General features: G+C 44.1%; 7 protein-coding genes. 2 read left to right on the top strand and 5 right to left on the bottom strand.

Annotation, left to right across the window (positions count from 1 at the left end):
- Positions 1-372: 372 nt before the first annotated feature.
- Complete coding sequence (locus JKP82_RS09160; RefSeq protein WP_159531525.1) at positions 373-4,797, bottom strand: hypothetical protein; 4,425 nt, start codon at positions 4,795-4,797, stop codon at positions 373-375.
- A 192-nt stretch (positions 4,798-4,989) separates the two neighbouring features.
- Here JKP82_RS09160 and JKP82_RS09155 point away from each other — a divergent pair, with 192 nt between their 5' ends.
- Entirely contained in the window at positions 4,990-5,400 is a 411-nt protein-coding gene (locus JKP82_RS09155; protein WP_159531527.1) for a hypothetical protein, read from the top strand.
- Between the two features lie 140 nt (positions 5,401-5,540).
- On the opposite strand, the gene recD is transcribed toward JKP82_RS09155, so the two are convergent.
- From recD to recC, 3 genes are read right to left on the bottom strand one after another with little or no spacing between them, the layout of a single operon-like run.
- Positions 5,541-7,562 carry an exodeoxyribonuclease V subunit alpha gene (gene recD / locus JKP82_RS09150; protein WP_218396739.1) on the bottom strand — a complete coding sequence of 674 codons (2,022 nt, stop codon included), beginning with the start codon at positions 7,560-7,562 and terminating at the stop codon, positions 5,541-5,543.
- Positions 7,559-11,755 carry a UvrD-helicase domain-containing protein gene (locus JKP82_RS09145; RefSeq protein WP_218396737.1) on the bottom strand — a complete coding sequence of 1,399 codons (4,197 nt, stop codon included), beginning with the start codon at positions 11,753-11,755 and terminating at the stop codon, positions 7,559-7,561. Before JKP82_RS09145 ends, recD begins: the two co-directional genes overlap by 4 nt.
- Entirely contained in the window at positions 11,752-15,393 is a 3,642-nt protein-coding gene (gene recC, locus JKP82_RS09140; protein WP_218396735.1) for an exodeoxyribonuclease V subunit gamma, read from the bottom strand. The genes JKP82_RS09145 and recC overlap by 4 nt, the downstream gene beginning before the upstream one ends.
- A gap of 574 nt (positions 15,394-15,967) precedes the next feature.
- On the opposite strand from recC, the gene JKP82_RS09135 reads away from it, so the two are divergent.
- On the top strand, positions 15,968-16,621 hold the full coding sequence (locus tag JKP82_RS09135; protein WP_159531535.1) for a dUTP diphosphatase: 654 nt from the start codon (positions 15,968-15,970) through the stop codon (positions 16,619-16,621).
- A gap of 107 nt (positions 16,622-16,728) precedes the next feature.
- On the opposite strand, the gene JKP82_RS09130 is transcribed toward JKP82_RS09135, so the two are convergent.
- Positions 16,729-18,408, bottom strand: coding sequence for an AMP-binding protein (locus JKP82_RS09130; protein ID WP_159531537.1), 1,680 nt, complete (start codon positions 18,406-18,408; stop codon positions 16,729-16,731).

Below are 18,408 nucleotides of genomic sequence, written 5' to 3'. Positions count from 1 at the left end.
TGGTTTTGTTACGCTAGAATTTCGTCCGCTTTTTACCAAGAAAGGGTATTAGTGACGCATTTTCATCATTCACGTTTGACACTATTAGCTTAGAAATCAAAAGAAAATAGCCTATTTTAGCAGCAATGTTTTTATCATCGTGACTACAAGCCTTACTCTATTTTTTATAATCTTTCGGCTTAAAAGACGCAACTAAACATGAATTGTAGTACCCTTTTTTGTATACTTCCCCATATTAAGCTGCTTGATCCTCAAGTTTATTAAAGCGCACCGAATACGATGAACATCATGCTACGTGTTGGTGCATTATGGTGCATATGAAGATTTAGAAAAATACGGCTTTTTCTGATCATCCTTCAGCATTTTTATTTGTCAGTCCTTAGGCAATATCTCTAATGTTCGAAGGCTCGATAAATTAGTAATTAACATGGGGAGTACACCGAGCACCGCCGCTAGCGTGGTAATGATGGAGTCGAATGCAATATTGGCACTAAAAATCACTAATAAAAATAGCAGCCCCACCAGCATAAATAATGGTGGGCGCAAGTTATGCCAAATACTAGACCGCGTTTCTGTAAGCCATGCCTCAATGTGCTTCGCAGACTCTGCACTCATGACAAACTGTCTAAAGCTCTCATTCACCAAGTGCCATCCACAATCTCGATAAATTAAGCCCCTTCGTTGTAAATGCCCAATAATTTCGGCACTTGCAGGGTTTAATTTGGCACCTTGTGCAAGCTGCAACAAAATGAGCCGTTCGTTTGTTGTACATTGCTCCCACCTCAAGCGATATGCAGGTCGTGCATGGTGAACAAAAAACTCAACGATTTGCTGGGGTGACCAGTAATCATCTAATTTCAGTGACTGTTGCCCCTCCTTTCGAGAGGAAACATTGGCACCATTTAGTGACGTTAATAGCCCATTAATATCTTCTGCTGAGCGTTTCAGTTTTATTTCTAGGTGGTAAATTAAAAACGCCTTTTGCACATCAAGTAAATCGGGCCAATGAGTAGATTCATGTGCTAGTACCGAAAAGGCGGAAGGCGATGTGGTGAGGGTATTCTTTTTACTGGCCACCCAGTAATAATGTATAGAAAAACTGCGAAGCAATTTACTCCATTGCCACAACTCGTTTTTACTCGGTAAATGCTCAAGCTCAAATGCAGGAAAGCTCTCAGCGTGGCTAATTAGCTGCATGGGTGACATTTCAGATACTAGAATTAAGTGACACTTGTGTTGTTGAAGCGTTTGAATAAGCTCGAATGCCGCATCTCGTTCGGTGTGATCAAGCAGTGCCTTATTTAGCCCTTTTAGGATAATAGTAGGCGTGTTTTCATGTTCATCTATTTTTATTATTTTATCAAAATTGGGTTCTTTCACGCGAGTGAGCCAATCTTGGATGTCACCCACTTTATTTTCAAAAATTGTGTGTTCATGCGCTAAGAATGCTTTTTCTAAGTCAGATTGGCTCAGTTGACTGATAAACTGCACCTGCATACGTTTAGAATGTTGTGGCGTAAGTTGCTTCCAAATGTACTCGCTTTCTTCCGCTTCAGAGGGAGGGCGCAAGCGGTAGCTATCAAAAATATGCTCACCTAACAGCTTGCGACTAATAAGCAAAAGGGCTGCACAAAACACACAGAATACGAAGACAGCGGTAATCACTAGTACTGGTAAAAAGTATAAGGCACTAGATGCTCGCATGAAACGTTGCGCTGAGTAGTGGAGTATTTTGTCACTGGTTGTTTTTATATCGGTACCCGCTTTAAATCGATACTCCGCTGCAGAGTCCGTTTGTAACTTTAAATTACTGACAATAGCGTTAATAAAGGTATCTGTGTTGTTGTTCAATACCGATGAATAGGCCTCTGCGTTGTCCAGTGTTACCCACTCTTCTCTTTCTAATGCTGGGAATATGCGCTTGAACGGGATCTCTGGGTTAGCAGCTGGCAGGCCTTCTCTTCGACTCAATGGATCCTGATACATTAATGCTCGATACTTCTGGCTTTCCAGTGAGACATCTTGCTGCATCTCCAACAGATGCTGATTCTGGAAGGTCGCCTGCCCTTCTAGCATGTAGCTGTTTACGCTATTCACTAATATAACGGTAGGCACAACCGCAATGAAGTAAATACATCCCGCTAAATACCAAATGTAGCTGTTCGGTACTCGACTGCTCAACTCAGACAAACTACTGGGTTTTTTATTTGATTGAACAGCAATCCCCTCTCGGACGGATTTCACCCACATTAGATAACTAGAAAGCAAAAATAGCCCGATACCTACTAGTGGAAAGAGTAGCGAATCGTAGCTCGAATGAGATACATGACTGTTTTCAGTGTTGTTGTAAACCTCCGATAAAAGCACTAAAGACAACGTGACGAAGCACATCAACGGAATAAAAAAAGGCATTCGGATTAACAAACTAGGCCTGTTGAGGTATCGCCATGCTAAAGCCTTTAACGATAATTTTTTACCCTCCACTTCAACGGGTACAAAGATAAACTGCAAAATAATAAGCATGAAAGTTAACGTAAAAGACAAAAACGCCAACCGTGGGATCACTGCATTGATAATGCCTATGGTGAAAAGTTGCATTGCGCAGGCAGACCAAATCCACAGGGCTAACCAGCGATAGGTTTTACGATCCCCCGTTAGGGTATTTTGGTTTGACGTGGTGATATTTTCATCATCATACTGATAATGAAATAAACGCGCCCACACACCCTGCGAGCTAACATATCGGCTTATTAGTACTAAGGGAATTAATAGTGCTAGGTAAAGAATAACCGCAAGAAACACCAGCAACATGTTGATTTGTGAAGCTTCTTCTTGATTATAGAAAACCACGAGCGCCCATTCGGGTATTGCTTCATGCAATGGCCCAATTACCATGCTGTGTTCTTCTCCGCGATAATCTAACTGCAAGTGTGCGGGCTGGTTAACATCTATATTCTGCAAGTTGGACAAGGTAGTTAAAAGCTGTAAATCATGCCCATTTTCAGCCACGAAACTTTCGACTAAACTTCGTTCTTCGTTACTGTGGTAGAGCACTCTCCCCGATTGGTCAATTACGGCATACCCTATATTTTTTGGCATAACGCGCTGATTTAAACTTCTCAGCAATGTACCTATCGAGCTTATACGCTTTGTTATTTCACCTGTATCATTTTCCTCATCTCTATCGGTACGTTCGAAAACCAATTGGCTATTAAACCTGGCATCGTCAATATTACGTATTCGTTCAATAAAGAAATGCTGAGGCATCGCGCTGGCTGTTTTAAGTAACTGTTCGCAGCACACTTTTTGCCCTGTGCTTTTATAGTGTAAATCACCAATAAAATGTTTATCCAAACGCCACATATTTCCATGCCATGCACGCCTATAGTATTCCCGCTCATTCAAGCGTGTTTTTTTAAAGTTATATAGGTTTTCATGAGGACGAAAAATCATTGATGGACTGTTCTGTTTATAGCTGGTCACGACACCGCTTTTGCCAAGTAAAAACCAGTTTTCAATGAAATAAGCATTGTTGTCAGTTACTGATTGCTCGTTAATCAGCGGACAATTCAGTAAATCTGTAGGGCGAAAATTTTCATTACGATTGTTCGACGCCTTACAGCCAGAAGTGACTCCTTGTTTAGCTCTCTTAAAATAACGCGTATCTAATTGTAATAACTCCGATAACTCTTTAGCGAAATCTAAACTTATGGATTGGTGTATATGTTCTGAATCTAGCGTTTTTTGGGCAAGCCAGTATCTAAAAAAGAGCTGATCGCTTATCGCTATCGTAGCAACCCCCAGCAAAATGAATAACCCTAAAATGCATTGAGTGACATCAGAACGTGTATAGCTATAGGTGGGGGCGCAGTATTGAATTTTAAGAATAGGAAGTGTAGCGACGAGCAGTGTTAAGAATAGTACTATCCATAATGCCGTATTGTTGCCAATTTTAAGGTTATTGAGAACCACTTCTTTTTTTTCTACGAAAGCGAGCAGGTAGAGTGTTGTTGCGTTGTCTTCACCTCCAGCGTTTAAGCCAGTTATTGTAATTGGTTGCCGATAAATACGTAGATAGAGCCCCGCGATTTGCCTGTCTACAGAATCACTCGCCTTTAGTCCTATCCCACCTTCTATATTGTGGCCGGACGCTTCGCCACTTCCTTCGTTCTCACCTAATAATTCACCTACGTTCGAAAAACGAAGATCGGATAGCGCTTTTGCAAAGTTACTGTGTCTTTTTTCTGCTAAAACCTCCCCTTTTCCATCACTGATAACCAGCAATGGAAACGGGCTTAAATGTGTTGAGATTAGATCAGCGATGGGAACGGTTACCGTTTTATGCCCTACGTGAACTTTAAAAATGCGAGACTTAGCGTCGAATTCGCTGTTAGTAATAACTTTTCTGTCATCGCCTGTACTTTCTATGCCGCTACCTTCATTTCCTTCGACCTTAGGTTTTTCTCCAGTACTGTCATTATTCTTCTTTTCACTGTCAGCGGTATCTGCTATTCCAAGGTGCTTAAAGTTTTCATTCGAACTAATGCGCTTTTTAAACTCGTTGTCTTTGTCTTTCTCATTTTCTTGAGACTTAAACTCTTCTTTCACGCTTGTCAAAAGCATATCAAGAGATTGTTGTAGACCTCTACCCGCCTCGTTTAACTGGCGCAGATAACCATGGTTTTGTAGGATTTCATTCTGTTGAATTCGAAGAAAGTAGTAAGCAGAGCCCACCAAAATAGCAATAAACAAAAGTAGGCTGTAACGCTTGAGAGCTTCGTGTCTGCCTGTGTGCATAATCCATACATCCATGTCGAATTAAGATAAATAAGTATGGAACAACCAATTGAACTTGTACACTTTTTAAACAATTAATTTACGATAACTTAAGCTATGAAGAGAGTTTTAGCCCGTTTTGATCCATATCAACGCTATCTTGACTGACTTGAACCACACTACGCCTATCCTTAAACCATTATGACAACGTGTATGCTCTCGTTAGTAAATAACAGCAATACAAACCTAAACATTCGTCCCGAACATCATGGCTTGTATAAACTTAGCTTAACGCGTAATGCGGACATTGCGGTTGCGAGCAAGCCTGTCTTTGGTGCGAGTATTACTTTTCACACAGACCTACTCACGTACGACAGCTTCATTGTTAAGCCTGACAATCTATTAGGATGGGTAGATCTGGGGGGATTGGTTTATTTTACTATTTGTTCAGGTCAGCATCCCCTTGGCGTGGACAATGTGAATACTACAACCACACTACCTTCACAATTTATAAGCGCGGAAAATGGCATGCTGCGCTTCACATCAACGCTTCGCATATACCTGCTTGCGAAAACGCCCAGAGACATTCAGGAACATGGGTTGTGTTACTTCACCCCCGTGTAGTTAACGAGATATAACTACACGCAAGCAGGTTATCAAGAATGGTATACCTACAAGCGACTGCCGTTGTAATTACTAGCTTTTCGTTGCCCGCTTTTTATTGCCCCAATTGTTGTGAGCCTGTAACTACGAGTTGCTGCATATTATTCATTTTCTGAAAAGCACATTTTAATCGCTTCTGACAAACCTGAAAAACGCTTATCTCGCCTTTCTACCATAGCGCTAAATGTGGCGCTGTTCGCTATAATTAAACAACCTTCTTTTGCCCTTGTTAGGCCGGTGTAGACTAGCCCTCGATGAAATAGCCCTGCGGCTTTTTCACTTTCAGGTCTAGGCAGTAATAACACCACGTACTTAAACTCTGAGCCCTGCGATTTATGTATCGTCATTGCAAATACCGTTTCAAAAGCAGGAACTCGAGATAAAGAAATTGAACGTAGGACGCCGTCTTGAGTTTCAAACCAAGCCAGTAGCTTTCCATTGAGATCAGGCCAGATAATACCCACTTCGCCGTTTGATAAACGCTGTGGATGATTGTTTTTCACTATCATAATGGGCTGGCCTTGGTAGAAAATACCTTCGCGGCGTTTGATATTGTGTTTTATCGCGTCAAATACCAGTGCATTTAACCCCTCTACACCCATGTCGCCCTTTCGAACTGGGGTCAACCATCGCACACGATTGAGCAGACTAAGCGCTTCTTTGGCACTTTGCGCTTTAAAAACAGGTTCGTAGCTTTCTTGTGCTAACTTTTTTAACACGCTGGTCTTAAACCTAGTTTCAGCTTGGATATATACACCATCTTGTAGCCAGTGGCTATTCTCGCCATGACTTTGAGGCTCAGCCTTCTGGCTGGCCTCTTTTGAATGCATAGCATCTAGCGCTTGCTTGCTTCTCCCGGTCTGAATAGCGGTAGCGACTTCAGCCACCTGCCCTTTAAATCGCTGAGGCGCTTGAAGGGTATGCACCCAGGTTTTGGCATTTTCGTTAACGGGCAGTAAAGGCAGATGTGGGCACAGGGTGGCAATATGTTGACGTAGCTCGCGAGTAACTGCACCTAGGTTATTTTCAGATATACCCGTTTCGGCAAACTCTGCTTCATCGCTATCGTGTACAAGTTGCTCAAGTACGTTACCCAATTCTACAGCAGGCAGTTGATCCGCATCACCGATAAAGTACAAACGCGCATGAGGCGGCAAGGCGCGAATAATTCTAGCCATGAGCGCCAAATCGACCATGGACGCTTCATCCACAATAAGCACATCAAGCATAAGCGGGTTATGCTGATTGTAGCGTGTAGCTATGGTGTGTTCCCGTAAGCCTAGCAACCTATGCAATGTGACAGCATCAGTAGGTACACTGTTTAACAGATTATCATCTACCTTACCGCGTAAGCTTTCCAAATTACTCACGATAGACTCGGTCATGCGCTGCTGCGCTTTACCGGTTGGAGTCGCTAGCACAATTCGCTCATTCTGATTACACGCTTGAAGCGCTAATAGCAGCCTGAGTACTGTGTAGGTTTTCCCCGTGCCCGGACCACCGTTAATAACGCTAAATTGTTGCACTAAACTTTTCGCCACAGCGACTTGTTGCCAATCTTGCTCATCCATGGCGTTGGTTGGAAACATGGCTGGCCATAGGGCTTTAACCCTTGATAGCCCATCTTCACTTAGCGCTGTGATATGAGTTCGATTAGCAATGCTGGCGGCAATCTCCTGTTCGAAATTATAGTAGCGCCGGCTATACAACTTGCCTGTTTGATAGACAAATAGATCAGTAATTTTGTTATTCTTGTCATCCGTTTCACTGTCCAGTGCCTTTTTAATCACACTGATCATTTCGGTAAGACCTGGAAATGCATAGCCTAATTTATGTGGTGACGTATCGGTATCTGATTCGGTAGATTCAGATACCGTGTTGGACTTTGTTTCTAACTCAGGGTCAAGCTCAGGCTCAACGAACAGCCTAGTTCCCGCGACTTCAGTGAGTAACAAGCAACTATGGCCGCTGCGCTGCATAAATGACAATGCCACCAACAAGTGTAACCAGACAACCTGTTCAGCGTCGGTTAGCCTTTCGCAATGCGCAAACTCCAGTGCCACAAAGCGGTCGATAGCTTCAATCCCGAAAAGTTGTTCTACGTACTCGTTACTATCTATCATAAGTCCAACTCCCCTTGCACAGCATCGGGCGACGGGTCATTTGAGGCTTCTTCATTTGAATGTTTGTCGGCCAAAGGCTTTTCGGCTGAAGGCTTCTCGTTTGAAGTCTCTTCGCCTAAAAATAAGCGATCCAAAGCCTCTAGCGTTCCGGAATCTATGGGCGTGAAAAAGACGCCCTCCCCGTTCGTATTGCTCGGGTGCATTCCTCGTAAATACAAATAATACACGCCACCAAAATGTGCTTCGGGCGTATAATCGACAATGGCATTCTTTAAGTATCTGTGTAGTGCTAAGCAATAGATTAAATACTGCAAGTCATATAGATGGTGCTGATTATTGGCGTTTAATGCTTGAGGCATATAATGCGATACGCTATCGCCTAACCACGTAGATTTATAATCGGCAACATAGTACTTACCATCATGCGTAAATATTAAGTCGATAAACCCGTGCATCATGCCTTCAAGGGCCGACACCATTAACGAGGGAACAACCTCTGCTGTAGGTAAACCGGTAGCAGTTTCTGAGTTGTTACCTACCGCAAGCTGTTTCGCCACTGACTTTCTGTGTTCAAACAATATGTATTTTAGTTCGCTCCATTTACTTTCGTTCATGGGAAAATAGAATTCTGCTTCCCGAAGGGTTTGCGGCAGCGAAAGGTCCGATAAAGTAAGCTGGCTTTGGGAGTCACTTAGCAAGTGGCTTGTAGGCGTAGGCATAGAAAGCGGTGTAGCCAGTACTTCATCTAACCACGAATACAAATCTGCTGTACGTGCTGTTTCTAAGCCGAATCGAACGGCGAGTTCAGCACCACTTTCACTCCAGTCAGGCGCAGAAAAATCGTTTAGCTCAAGTAAGTCATGCAGTAAATTACCTGCACTCGCCCCTTTCTGTAAGGTAAAGCGTATTTGATCTGCATGTGGCGCAGCTGTTTTTGTATCTGACTTTGTATTGCCCTGTTTAGCCGCGTGCAATGGCGTTGCCGTTTCCTCAATTTCCGTATTTCCTGCCGCCATGCTCTGGGTAACTACCTCACCAAACGTACCAGCAAAACCATCATTAGATGTTATCTCTTCGTCTCGTACCGTCTGCATAACTGGAATGCTGGGTACTGCAAAAGAAACGCCTTGTGCCGCTGACATAACCGTCATGCGGCTAATAGCCGAGAAAGAATATAACCGCCAATCTTCGCTGCTAGTACCTGCAAACGTTAACGTACTTAAGGGCACAACCGTTTCCGTGTTGTCAAAGCTTGAATACTGTTGAGCCAAGGGATCGGCGCAAATGTGGGTGGCATGAGCTTGCGGTTCACTGGCAATGGCGTCTAACACGGTGCCCCAATCACGACCTTCATCGTCATTGATATTGAGTGCATGGGCCAAGGCGCTTTTTTCATGTCCGTCTAATGGCAATACGCCCATATAACAACGATGCGCTGCACGGGTAACGGCTACATAAGCTAATCGCATTTCTTCTGCGTCACCCTCTTTACGTACTCGTTCGATTGCTGCATTAGTGCGCCCTAATTGCAGCTGCAATTCTTGGCTCTGTTCATCGTAATAGGTGAATATTTGCGAGTACGACTTTCCACTCTTCGCTGGGTCTCGGTAACCTGTAGCAAAGGGAACAAATACAATGGGGTACTCTAAGCCCTTAGACCCGTGCTGGGTAACCAAGCGTATTAACTGGCTGTCACTTTCAAGTCTTAGCGTCATTTCTTCATCACTTTCAGGCTGATGAATTTGCTTGTGCAGCCAATCAAGTAATTGCTCTGGGCGCTGATGAGTTGCCCCCGCCTTCTCTAACGTTTCCGCTAGATGTTGGTAATTAGTAAGCGCGCGCTCTACTTCTGAACCATATGGCGTGTAGTTCTCTTGCATTAAGTGCAACAATACGCTCATGCAGCCTTTTTGTTGCCACATATCACGCAGTGAAGTGACCTTGTCGTAAGCCTCATCCCATAGCGCATCGTCTTCGTGATACAACAAATTAACTAGGGTTTGCGGTGTATAACCCCATAGCGGTGATGCCAAACTTGAGGCGACCTTGCTAGTATCTGTGTTGTGCCACACACCATTGAGTAGGCGCAGCACATCTTTAGCCTCAGGGGAGGCAAATAAATTACTTCTATCGCTTAAATACACGCAGGCCAAGCCTTGTTGCTGTAATACATATTTAATGACGGAAGCTTCATTACGGTTTTTTACCAGTATGGCAATATCGGCAGGTTTAACCGGTCTAGCGGGTTTTGTGGGATCCTTTTCATCGACAAAAGTCACCTCGTTAAACAAGCGGTAAATCTCTTGCGCTATCCATTGTGCTAAACCACGGCGCAGCGTATTCGCATCACTTTTTTCATCTAAACTAAAACTCACGTAATTCATTGCATCACGTTCGTCATTAGAATCGTTAAGTGGGTGGGTTGCTGCCGCAGCTTTGGACGTAAATTCAACCGGATTGTATTGAATATTAAAACCGAACACATCTCTCGGGCTAGGCGCTAGCGCAATGGCATCCTGCGTGCTTTGTGTTTGTGAGATGGGCGCTGCTGGAACTGGCGCGCCGTAAAACAAACGGTTATAGGCCTTCACCATGCCGGCGACCGAACGCCAGTTGGTATTCATTACCCACCGATAATCGGCCTGCTGCCCTGCTTTTAAATAAGTAAAAATGTCGCCGCCCCTGAAGCGATAAATCGCTTGTTTGGGGTCGCCAATCATCAGAAGTGCATTTTCGCTTTTTGATTTGCTCGTGTCTGGTTCAAAGCCAGCCCCAGAACCTTGGTTACTATCTAAGCTTACGTCAATACCTAAGCTAGCTTTAATGTCAGCGCCGGCTTCGTGATTTTTACTGTTATTAACCTGTGCTTTTGGATAAACCGCATCTAAAATAGCGTATTGCTTGGCGTCGGTATCTTGAAACTCATCAATTAACGCAACGGGGAATTTCTTCCTAAGCTCAGGTACTAAGCTATTATTAGGCTTAACCACTTCATCGGCGAGCATACGAATAAGGTCGTCAAAGTCGATAACCCCTAGTTGTTGCTTTTGCGCCGCCACATTGCTTTTAATAAAGCTAATAGCATGGTTAACCAAGGTAAATACAGGAATTTTATCGAGGTTGTCCTGCTTGTCTTTACAGGCAGTTGAAATGGCATCGGCAAAGCCTTTAATAGGCGCAAGTATTTCTTTTACCCCAGACTTATTTCTACCAAACCGACGACCATCAAGAAAGGCAGCGCCCTCTGGCGGTAGCGGCTCATATTCACCACTTTCAAGCCAAGACTTAAGTGCAGCAAGTTCAGGCGTACGCAGCGCTTTATGATCAGGCTTTTTAAGTAGTTGATCGTGAATAAGCGCTTCGTTATCAACAATATTATTATAATGAAACGTAAACTGTGCAGGCGCAGTACTTTCGTTTTCGTGAAGGCCAGCGATAAACGCCTTTTCTATGGTTTCCTCATCTAGCAAAACCGGCGTAAGCGTGCTTCTTACGCTTGAGGAGAATTCATTTAATAGGCTCTCTGGCACATGCCAGCCTTGTTCCGCCAATAACATGAATTCGTCTTCATTTTGGGAGACCTTTCTTATCCAATCCTGTGCCGCCTGCAAATACAGATCTGCAGTGTCTTTACTTAAATTCAACGCCATTGCAAAACCACTATTAAACGCTAATTGCCCAATCACATGCTGGCAAAAGCCATGAATAGTGAAGACAGACGCATCATCAAGTTCTAATTGCGCAGCTTTTAGCAGGGCCAAACTGTCTTTGGGTGAACAGGCTCTATAGAGATGGGCATAGACAGGGTCGGTGCTGTTTAATAGCGCAGCTAGGTCAGCATTTTCATTTAAATCGTCTTTGTCATTACTAGCGCTATCACGACCAGCACTATCATCACCAGCACTGGCACTACCTGTATTAGTGTCATCAACGCCTAAACACGCTTCCCAGAACGCGGTGGCTTCTCGCAGCGTTTTGGCCACACGGCCTTTGATTTCTTCGGTGGCCGCTTTGGTGAAGGTCATCACCAAAATCTCTTTTACGTTAAGCTTTTTCTCTAACAATAAGCGTAAGTACAAACGCGTGATGTTGTAGGTTTTACCTGTGCCCGCACTGGCTTCAATTAAATGCCTTCCTTTTAGCGGCATGGCGGGCACATTTAGTAATTGCGAAGCACTTGTAGACAAGCTCATAACTGCTCCTGTGATGAAATGTTAGCCACCAACGCAAACAATAAAAAAGCCTGTGTGGTTGGCATATCATGCCAACTCACGCCATCAGGAAATAACCATTTAACATAAGGGTTACTAGCGATATCAGCAGTAAATTGCCCTGATGACTGAAGCCAATTTTTGAGTAGGCGCTGGGCATCATCACTGGCAAAAAATGCACGTATATCGGTTATTAGCGAGTTGCCGGGTTCATCTGTGTCTTTGGTATCAATAGTATTTTCAGAATCAAGACCACCTTGCTTATCCACACCTTCCCTATCATATAACCCTTGGGCGTCTAGACTTGCCAGAAATGTGGGTAAGGTGACTTTGTTTGCCAGAAGGGTTCCGGGGGATTTTTTTGTGCCACTGACTACGGCACTCATTAATGAGCTATATACGGGCGTTGGTGCGCTCAATATGTCAACAAACAATGATTCAATACTCAGCAAAATTTGGCAGGCTGTGTTTTTGTCTACTGACGGAAAGCTACGCTTCATTAGCTTGGTTTCACCTTTTACCCAATCGCAGTAATAGATATCTAGCGGATATTGTGTATAGGGTGTTACTTCCTCGTTTGCGCTAAACACAAGCTGTGTCATAAAGTAACCAAACGCTCTAATGTCATTCACCTTGCCTGCGCACGGCTGCATCAAGCTGTTTCCACCTTCAAGCGCACTGGCGGTAAACGTAAAGTGGTTGCCTGCAAATTGCGCCCGTTTGGGTTCAGCATCATGTGGTCCCATCGCTTGGGTAAGGGCTACCGCGCTTTCCTTCCACAACTCAAGCTCCTCTAGCGCCACCGGGTTATTGGGAATGTCACCACGAAGCGCGGCGAATTGCACTACCCTATCGCTATGCTGGAGGGTTGCCGCATTAGCATCATCGAAGAAAGCACTGGAAGAAAACATAGCATCGAGTACTTGGTAACGCACTAGTGCGTTGGTTTCAAAAGGTTCGCTATTGTCTAGCAAGGTTACCGATTGGGATAAGTCAACGCCTAACCGCTGCTGAGAAAAGAACTCAAGAGGATCTCTAAACGCTCGAGCCACCTGCATACACTGAAAGCTCGCGTTTTCAGGGGAGCTGTCTACTGCCAGAGGCGCGAGTGAATGTTCTTTTTGCCTAGTTTCTTCACTGCTTTTTTCGCTGCTTTCTTCACTGCTTTTTTCGCTGCTTTCTTCGCTTTTGTCAATGTTGGGGCCACTCGTAGCAGCGTCACGTAATGATTGGGCTAGACGCAACCAGCCCGTCTCATAGCTGGGGAGTGTGCCGGTAAAAGCACTTTCACTAAACGGATGCAATGGTGCATGTTTTAAATAATGACCCATATTTACCTGATAGCCCGTGTCTAACATATCGAGAAATTCGCCTAACACTAGGCTGGGCTGCCGCTCACTGTTATTTTTTACATCGTTACCTTGGTAGCTTAAATATAGGCTTTCTCTGGCCGAAATAATCGCTTCTAAAAAAAGATACCTGTCTTCTAAACGACGCGAACGATCGCCCACTCTTCTATCAGGCCCCGCCATTAAATCGAGCCCTAACGGTGTAGACTTACGAGGAAACTCGCTGTCGTTAAGCCCTAATATGCACACTTTTTTAAACGGGATACTACGCATAGGTAGCATGGAGCATACCGTGACTTGCCCCGTCATAAAGTGGTTACCTGCATCGGGAGACGAAAATCGGCTTAACAGTAATTCCCGCACCTGACGTAAACTTAAATCGTAGGTATATTCGGCTTCTTCACATCGAGCAGCCAAATCAGCGGCAACTTTAGCAATAAGATCCCAGCTGTGTTCTTGTTCTTTGGTTGGTGTAAAGCAGGTATCACGCAGGGCTAATAAATCGGCACCCCATGCATTCGGGCTTCGCGGGGTATTAAGCTCAGTGGCAAATCTGCCTAGTAACTCAATAACATGGATAAGCTTACCAAGCGTTACCGTCGACTGTCCTTCCACATCAGGAATAGTCAGCATGTCGTCAATAACACCTTCACTATCTGGCGCTAACATACCTAACAATAAACGCCTAATTCCCCACCACCAGCTGTAAGTATTTTCATGGGTGGCCCCTGCCGACACATTGGCTTTATGGCTGCCATCCAACCCCCAATGAATATGAGCTTGCTTAAGCCATACGGTCATTTGATCGATATCGTCTTGAGCAATACTGAAGCACTTTTGTACCGCATCAAGTTGTAAGTAGTCGACAATATCCGATACACCGAATCGGCTGTCAGGCAAATGGAGTAGCGTCATGTAAGCGGCAATAAGGGGTTCTGCATCCATGGGGCTTCTATCTGCGATAGAGCACGGCAAGCGAATAGGCCCATTGCCCGCTAGGGGTTTGGTACCCACCCGATGAAATACGGTATCAACAAAGGGGGCATAATTTTCTATCGCGGGGCACATTACCAGCACATCGGATGGCGTACGAGATGAGTCCTGTGATAACCAGTGCAGTAAATGATCGTGCAGTACCTGCACTTCACGTAACGCTGAATGGGTACACATAATGGTAACACTGTCGTCAGCGTTTTCGGCAGAGCCTGTTTCTGTGCTTCCTTTACTTCCTATAGTGCCAACGTGCGTTGCGGGTAAAGCTTCTAATATATCGTTGTGAATTCGGTTTAAAAGTAACGTTTCACCAGTTTCACTATCAGCAGGAATCGGCGCGTCGAAGGCACTGACTTCAAAGGTGTCTAAATCGGTAAGCAAATTAAAAAGCTCCCTCCCCTGCTGCCCTAAGTTGCCTAACAACGAGTTGCTTTGATCTTGCTGCATCCATTTCTCTAACCCGTCCATACGCAGCTGCCTTGCCAGTTCACTATCGCTTTTCGCATCGCCCCAGTAATTAACACTTGGGTTCAAATGAAAAATATGAATATCGATGTGCGCCGCTAATGCATCGAAAAAAGCAATCAACTGCGGTGCCATGGTGTTGATTGCAAACACCACGATACGGTTGGGTAATTCGCTATCACCACTTTTTAGATGATCGCCGTTATTTAACGCAGTCAGGGTAAGTTGGTGCAGTCGTGCAGGATGTAAAGGTTCTTGCTTGGCAAGGTGACGCCATATTTCGCTTTGCCAAATTTCAGATTCATCATTGGTTTTACGCTGGCTTTCTTCCCATGCAAACAACCAATCTGGACGATATAACAAATATTGCTCGTACACATCGGCCAGCGCCGTTGCCAATTGCAACCGTTGTACGCCCTGCTCTTGCTCACTTCCCGCTTGTAACCAGTATTTATTAACTTGCTCGAACGCTGCCATCGATTGTAGAGATGTCTCTTGTCCTGATGCCTCTAGTAAAAGGGCATCAATGCGCCATACGAGGACTTCACGTCGATAAGGCGATTGCTTAGGTACTTTATCTTTACCCAACACCAGCCTTGCCGTGTTCCACATAAATCTAACCGGCAAAGGAAAATCAAGATTCATCGCCACGCCCTGCTCTTTAGCAAGTTGCATACTTACCCAGTGCTGCATACCTGGGCTTTCGACTAATATCGTTTCAGGCGTAAAAACACTATTGGGTTGATGCTTAATTAGCGTAGTAAGGAGGAAGCTGAGGTGTTCAAGTTTGTTCGATGGATAAAGCGCGAGCAATCGGAAAATCCTTTGTCGTATTCAGCGGGCGTTATGATAATGAGTGTATCGTAATTCAATGAATAGGTAAGCTGAAATTAATTAGATTTAAGCGAAATTATTATATCGTATGGGGCTAAGTAGATGACTAGAAGGGATAGACAATAGAAAGAAAAAAACCCATACAGGCCTCAGGACACGAAAAACCTGTATGGGTAAGGTTTACGGGTTACCCAGTAGCAACGTGAATAAGCGTTGCCTGGCGCTCATTCACGTTAGCGCTACTGCATAACACAGTTAACAAAATTGATTTTGCAGGTTAAGTGCCAACTTTTATTTCTAATGAAAACAGAAACTTAGATTACCCTTTAATTTATATAAGTCTTTCCTTAGGTTACTAATGGTGCAGGTGCACCATTTATGTACCATGAAATCATTCCGTGTCGCTCTTTAAACCTGCAACAGAATTAAGCTAAATAAGTCTTGAATAAACATTCACTGACTCTTCGCATTGCAGTACAATTTCGTCAATAACAAATCAGGCGTAGCGCAACCTAGTGCTTGATTTAATAAAGACACCGTTTTAGGAATAATAATGCTTACACAACAACAACTTGCCACCATGCTTGCACTACAAGACAAAATGAACACAAAAGTTAACCCCGATTGGATTAACGCCGGTTACGGTTATTTGCGAGCAGCTATGGTGGAATCCGTTGAAGCTATTGAGCACCACGGCTGGAAATGGTGGAAAGCACAGCAAAAAGACTTACCACAACTGCAAATGGAATTGGTCGATATTTGGCACTTTGCTCTATCTGCCTGCATCATCGATTCAGAGGGTGAGGTAAGTACTGCCGCTGAAAGTATTGCCGCACAATTGGCCTTAGGCGATGCTATCGTGACGTTCGACGGTAAAGACTACCAACCAAAACAACAATCGTTACTAGATAACTTAGAATTGATGACCGGGCTTTGTGCTGCTAAACGTTTTAGTGTGCCACTTTTCATGGAAATTGTTGAGCAGTGCGATATGCATGCTGATGAACTCTATCGCCAGTACGTAGGTAAAAACGTTCTGAATTTCTTCCGCCAAGATAACGGTTATAAAGAAGGCACATACAAAAAAGAGTGGCAAGGCCGCGAAGACAATGAACATTTAGTTGAGGTTATGAATGCCTTAAATCTGTCAGATGCCAGTTTCAGTGACAACGTGTATAAAGGGCTACAAGCACGATACACTGCGTAACGTAAACGACTTTGTGCTAGTTACTCTTTACCTAACAGCACCTACAAAAAAGCCGAGCTTAGTCATGTGCTCGGCTTTAATATTATTTACGCTGCTAAACCGATAAGTTAAGCATCTACCCATACTAGTTTTTCTTTGTATTCACCTTGAATTACGCCGTCAAAACGCTCTTCAAGCACGTGACGTTTTACCTTAAGTGTAGGGGTAAGTAAGTCGTTCTCAATACTCCACTCATTTTTCATAATAACTACGCGATCCATAACTTGGTGGCTTTCTAGCTTCGCATTGATATGTTCAAAAGTCTTTTTAAGGCTAGCTTCAACACTGGTCTTATCATGCTTCTGTGCATCTTCACTCAGAACTAACAACGCGACAGGTTGAGGAAGGTTATTCCCCGTTACACAAACCTGTTCTACGATAGGGTTTTCCATAAATTTAGCTTCAATTGGTGCGGGCGCTACGTATTTGCCCTTGGCTGTTTTGAAAATATCTTTCAATCGGCCGGTAATCTTAACGTAACCGTCTGCATCAATAACGCCTTTATCACCCGTGCGAAGATACTTATCATCAGTAAAAACTTCTGCTGTTTTATCTGGCTCTAGGTAGTACTCCAGCATATTACAAGGCGCTTTAACTTGAATCTCGCCTTCTTCTGAAATACGAACATCTACACCATGATAAGCTTTTCCAATACAGCCAATTTTGTCGTGACGGAAAGGCACGCTGCTAGTGCCGTAGGCACTGTTTTCCGTCATCCCCCAACCTTCTGAGATATAAACGCCAATTTTAGCGAACCATTCGATAACAGCAGGCGCTAATGGTGCTGAACCACTGGCCCATAATCGCGCGCTGTCGATACCAATACCTTTACGTACTTTCTTCGCTACCAACTTATTAATAAGGGGAATTTTCAGTAAGGTATCGAGTTTTTTCTGTGGCATTTTAGCCAATACGCCCATCTGGAACTTAGTCCAAAGACGTGGCACTGAAATAAACAAGGTAGGCTCACAATGAAGCACATCACGTTGGAACGACGATAGCGTTTCAACAAAATGGATTTTGCCACCACTGTAATAGCTGGCTAATTCAACCAGAACCCGTTCGGTAATGTGAGCAAGGGGAAGGTAACTCAAAATCCGATCGGTACTGTCAACGCTAAGTTGCTCCAAGGATTTTTGCGCCGCCCAACAGATAGAGTAGTAACTGTGCACTACCCCCTTCGGCTGACCCGTACTGCCCGATGTATAGATAATAGTCATGATACTATTCATATCTTGAACAGGAGAATCATCTATTGGCGAACAATCGATAAACGCTTTCCATTGTTGCTTGGTATCAATATTCGGATAAGGGAACGCGACGGTATTATATTCGGCTGGGATAGACGCTACTTGCTCTGCAGTATTATCTAACTTACCTACGAACAATAATTGAACGTCGGCGTGCTTGAGAACATATTGAACTGTGTCAGGGCCGGCAGTAGAGAAAATGGGCACTGAGATGTGCCCTGCCATCATAATACCTAAATCGGTAATAAACCATTCTGCACAGTTTTTTGAGAAAATACCGATACGGCTGCCCGTCGGCAACGCCATTTCTTCAAGTCGTTTCGCTACGCGACGAGCAAGGTTACCCACCTGCTTCCACGTATAATTTTGATATTCACCATTAACAGGTTGAGTAAGGAAAACGTCGTCCCCACTGGTTTGCTCCCAGTGGTACAACATACTTAATGGCGATTTAATCACTTCAGTGCTGTTTGCGTTTGCTGTCATGTCTAGCGGCAT

This window comes from Alteromonas lipotrueae (assembly GCF_019249215.1).
GTDB lineage: Bacteria > Pseudomonadota > Gammaproteobacteria > Enterobacterales > Alteromonadaceae > Alteromonas > Alteromonas lipotrueae.
This window is presented reverse-complemented; position numbering and strand designations above follow the sequence as displayed.

Bases quoted from the DNA above. Each gene is read 5' to 3' on its own strand.
- JKP82_RS09130 (WP_159531537.1), bottom strand. From the start codon at position 18,408: ATGCCGCTAGACATGACAGCAAACGCAAACAGCACTGAAGTGATTAAA.
- JKP82_RS09145 (WP_218396737.1), bottom strand. From the start codon at position 11,755: ATGAGCTTGTCTACAAGTGCTTCGCAATTACTAAATGTGCCCGCCATG.
- JKP82_RS09160 (WP_159531525.1), bottom strand. From the start codon at position 4,797: ATGCACACAGGCAGACACGAAGCTCTCAAGCGTTACAGCCTACTTTTG.
- JKP82_RS09135 (WP_159531535.1), top strand. From the start codon at position 15,968: ATGCTTACACAACAACAACTTGCCACCATGCTTGCACTACAAGACAAA.
- JKP82_RS09155 (WP_159531527.1), top strand. From the start codon at position 4,990: ATGCTCTCGTTAGTAAATAACAGCAATACAAACCTAAACATTCGTCCC.
- recD (WP_218396739.1), bottom strand. From the start codon at position 7,562: ATGATAGATAGTAACGAGTACGTAGAACAACTTTTCGGGATTGAAGCT.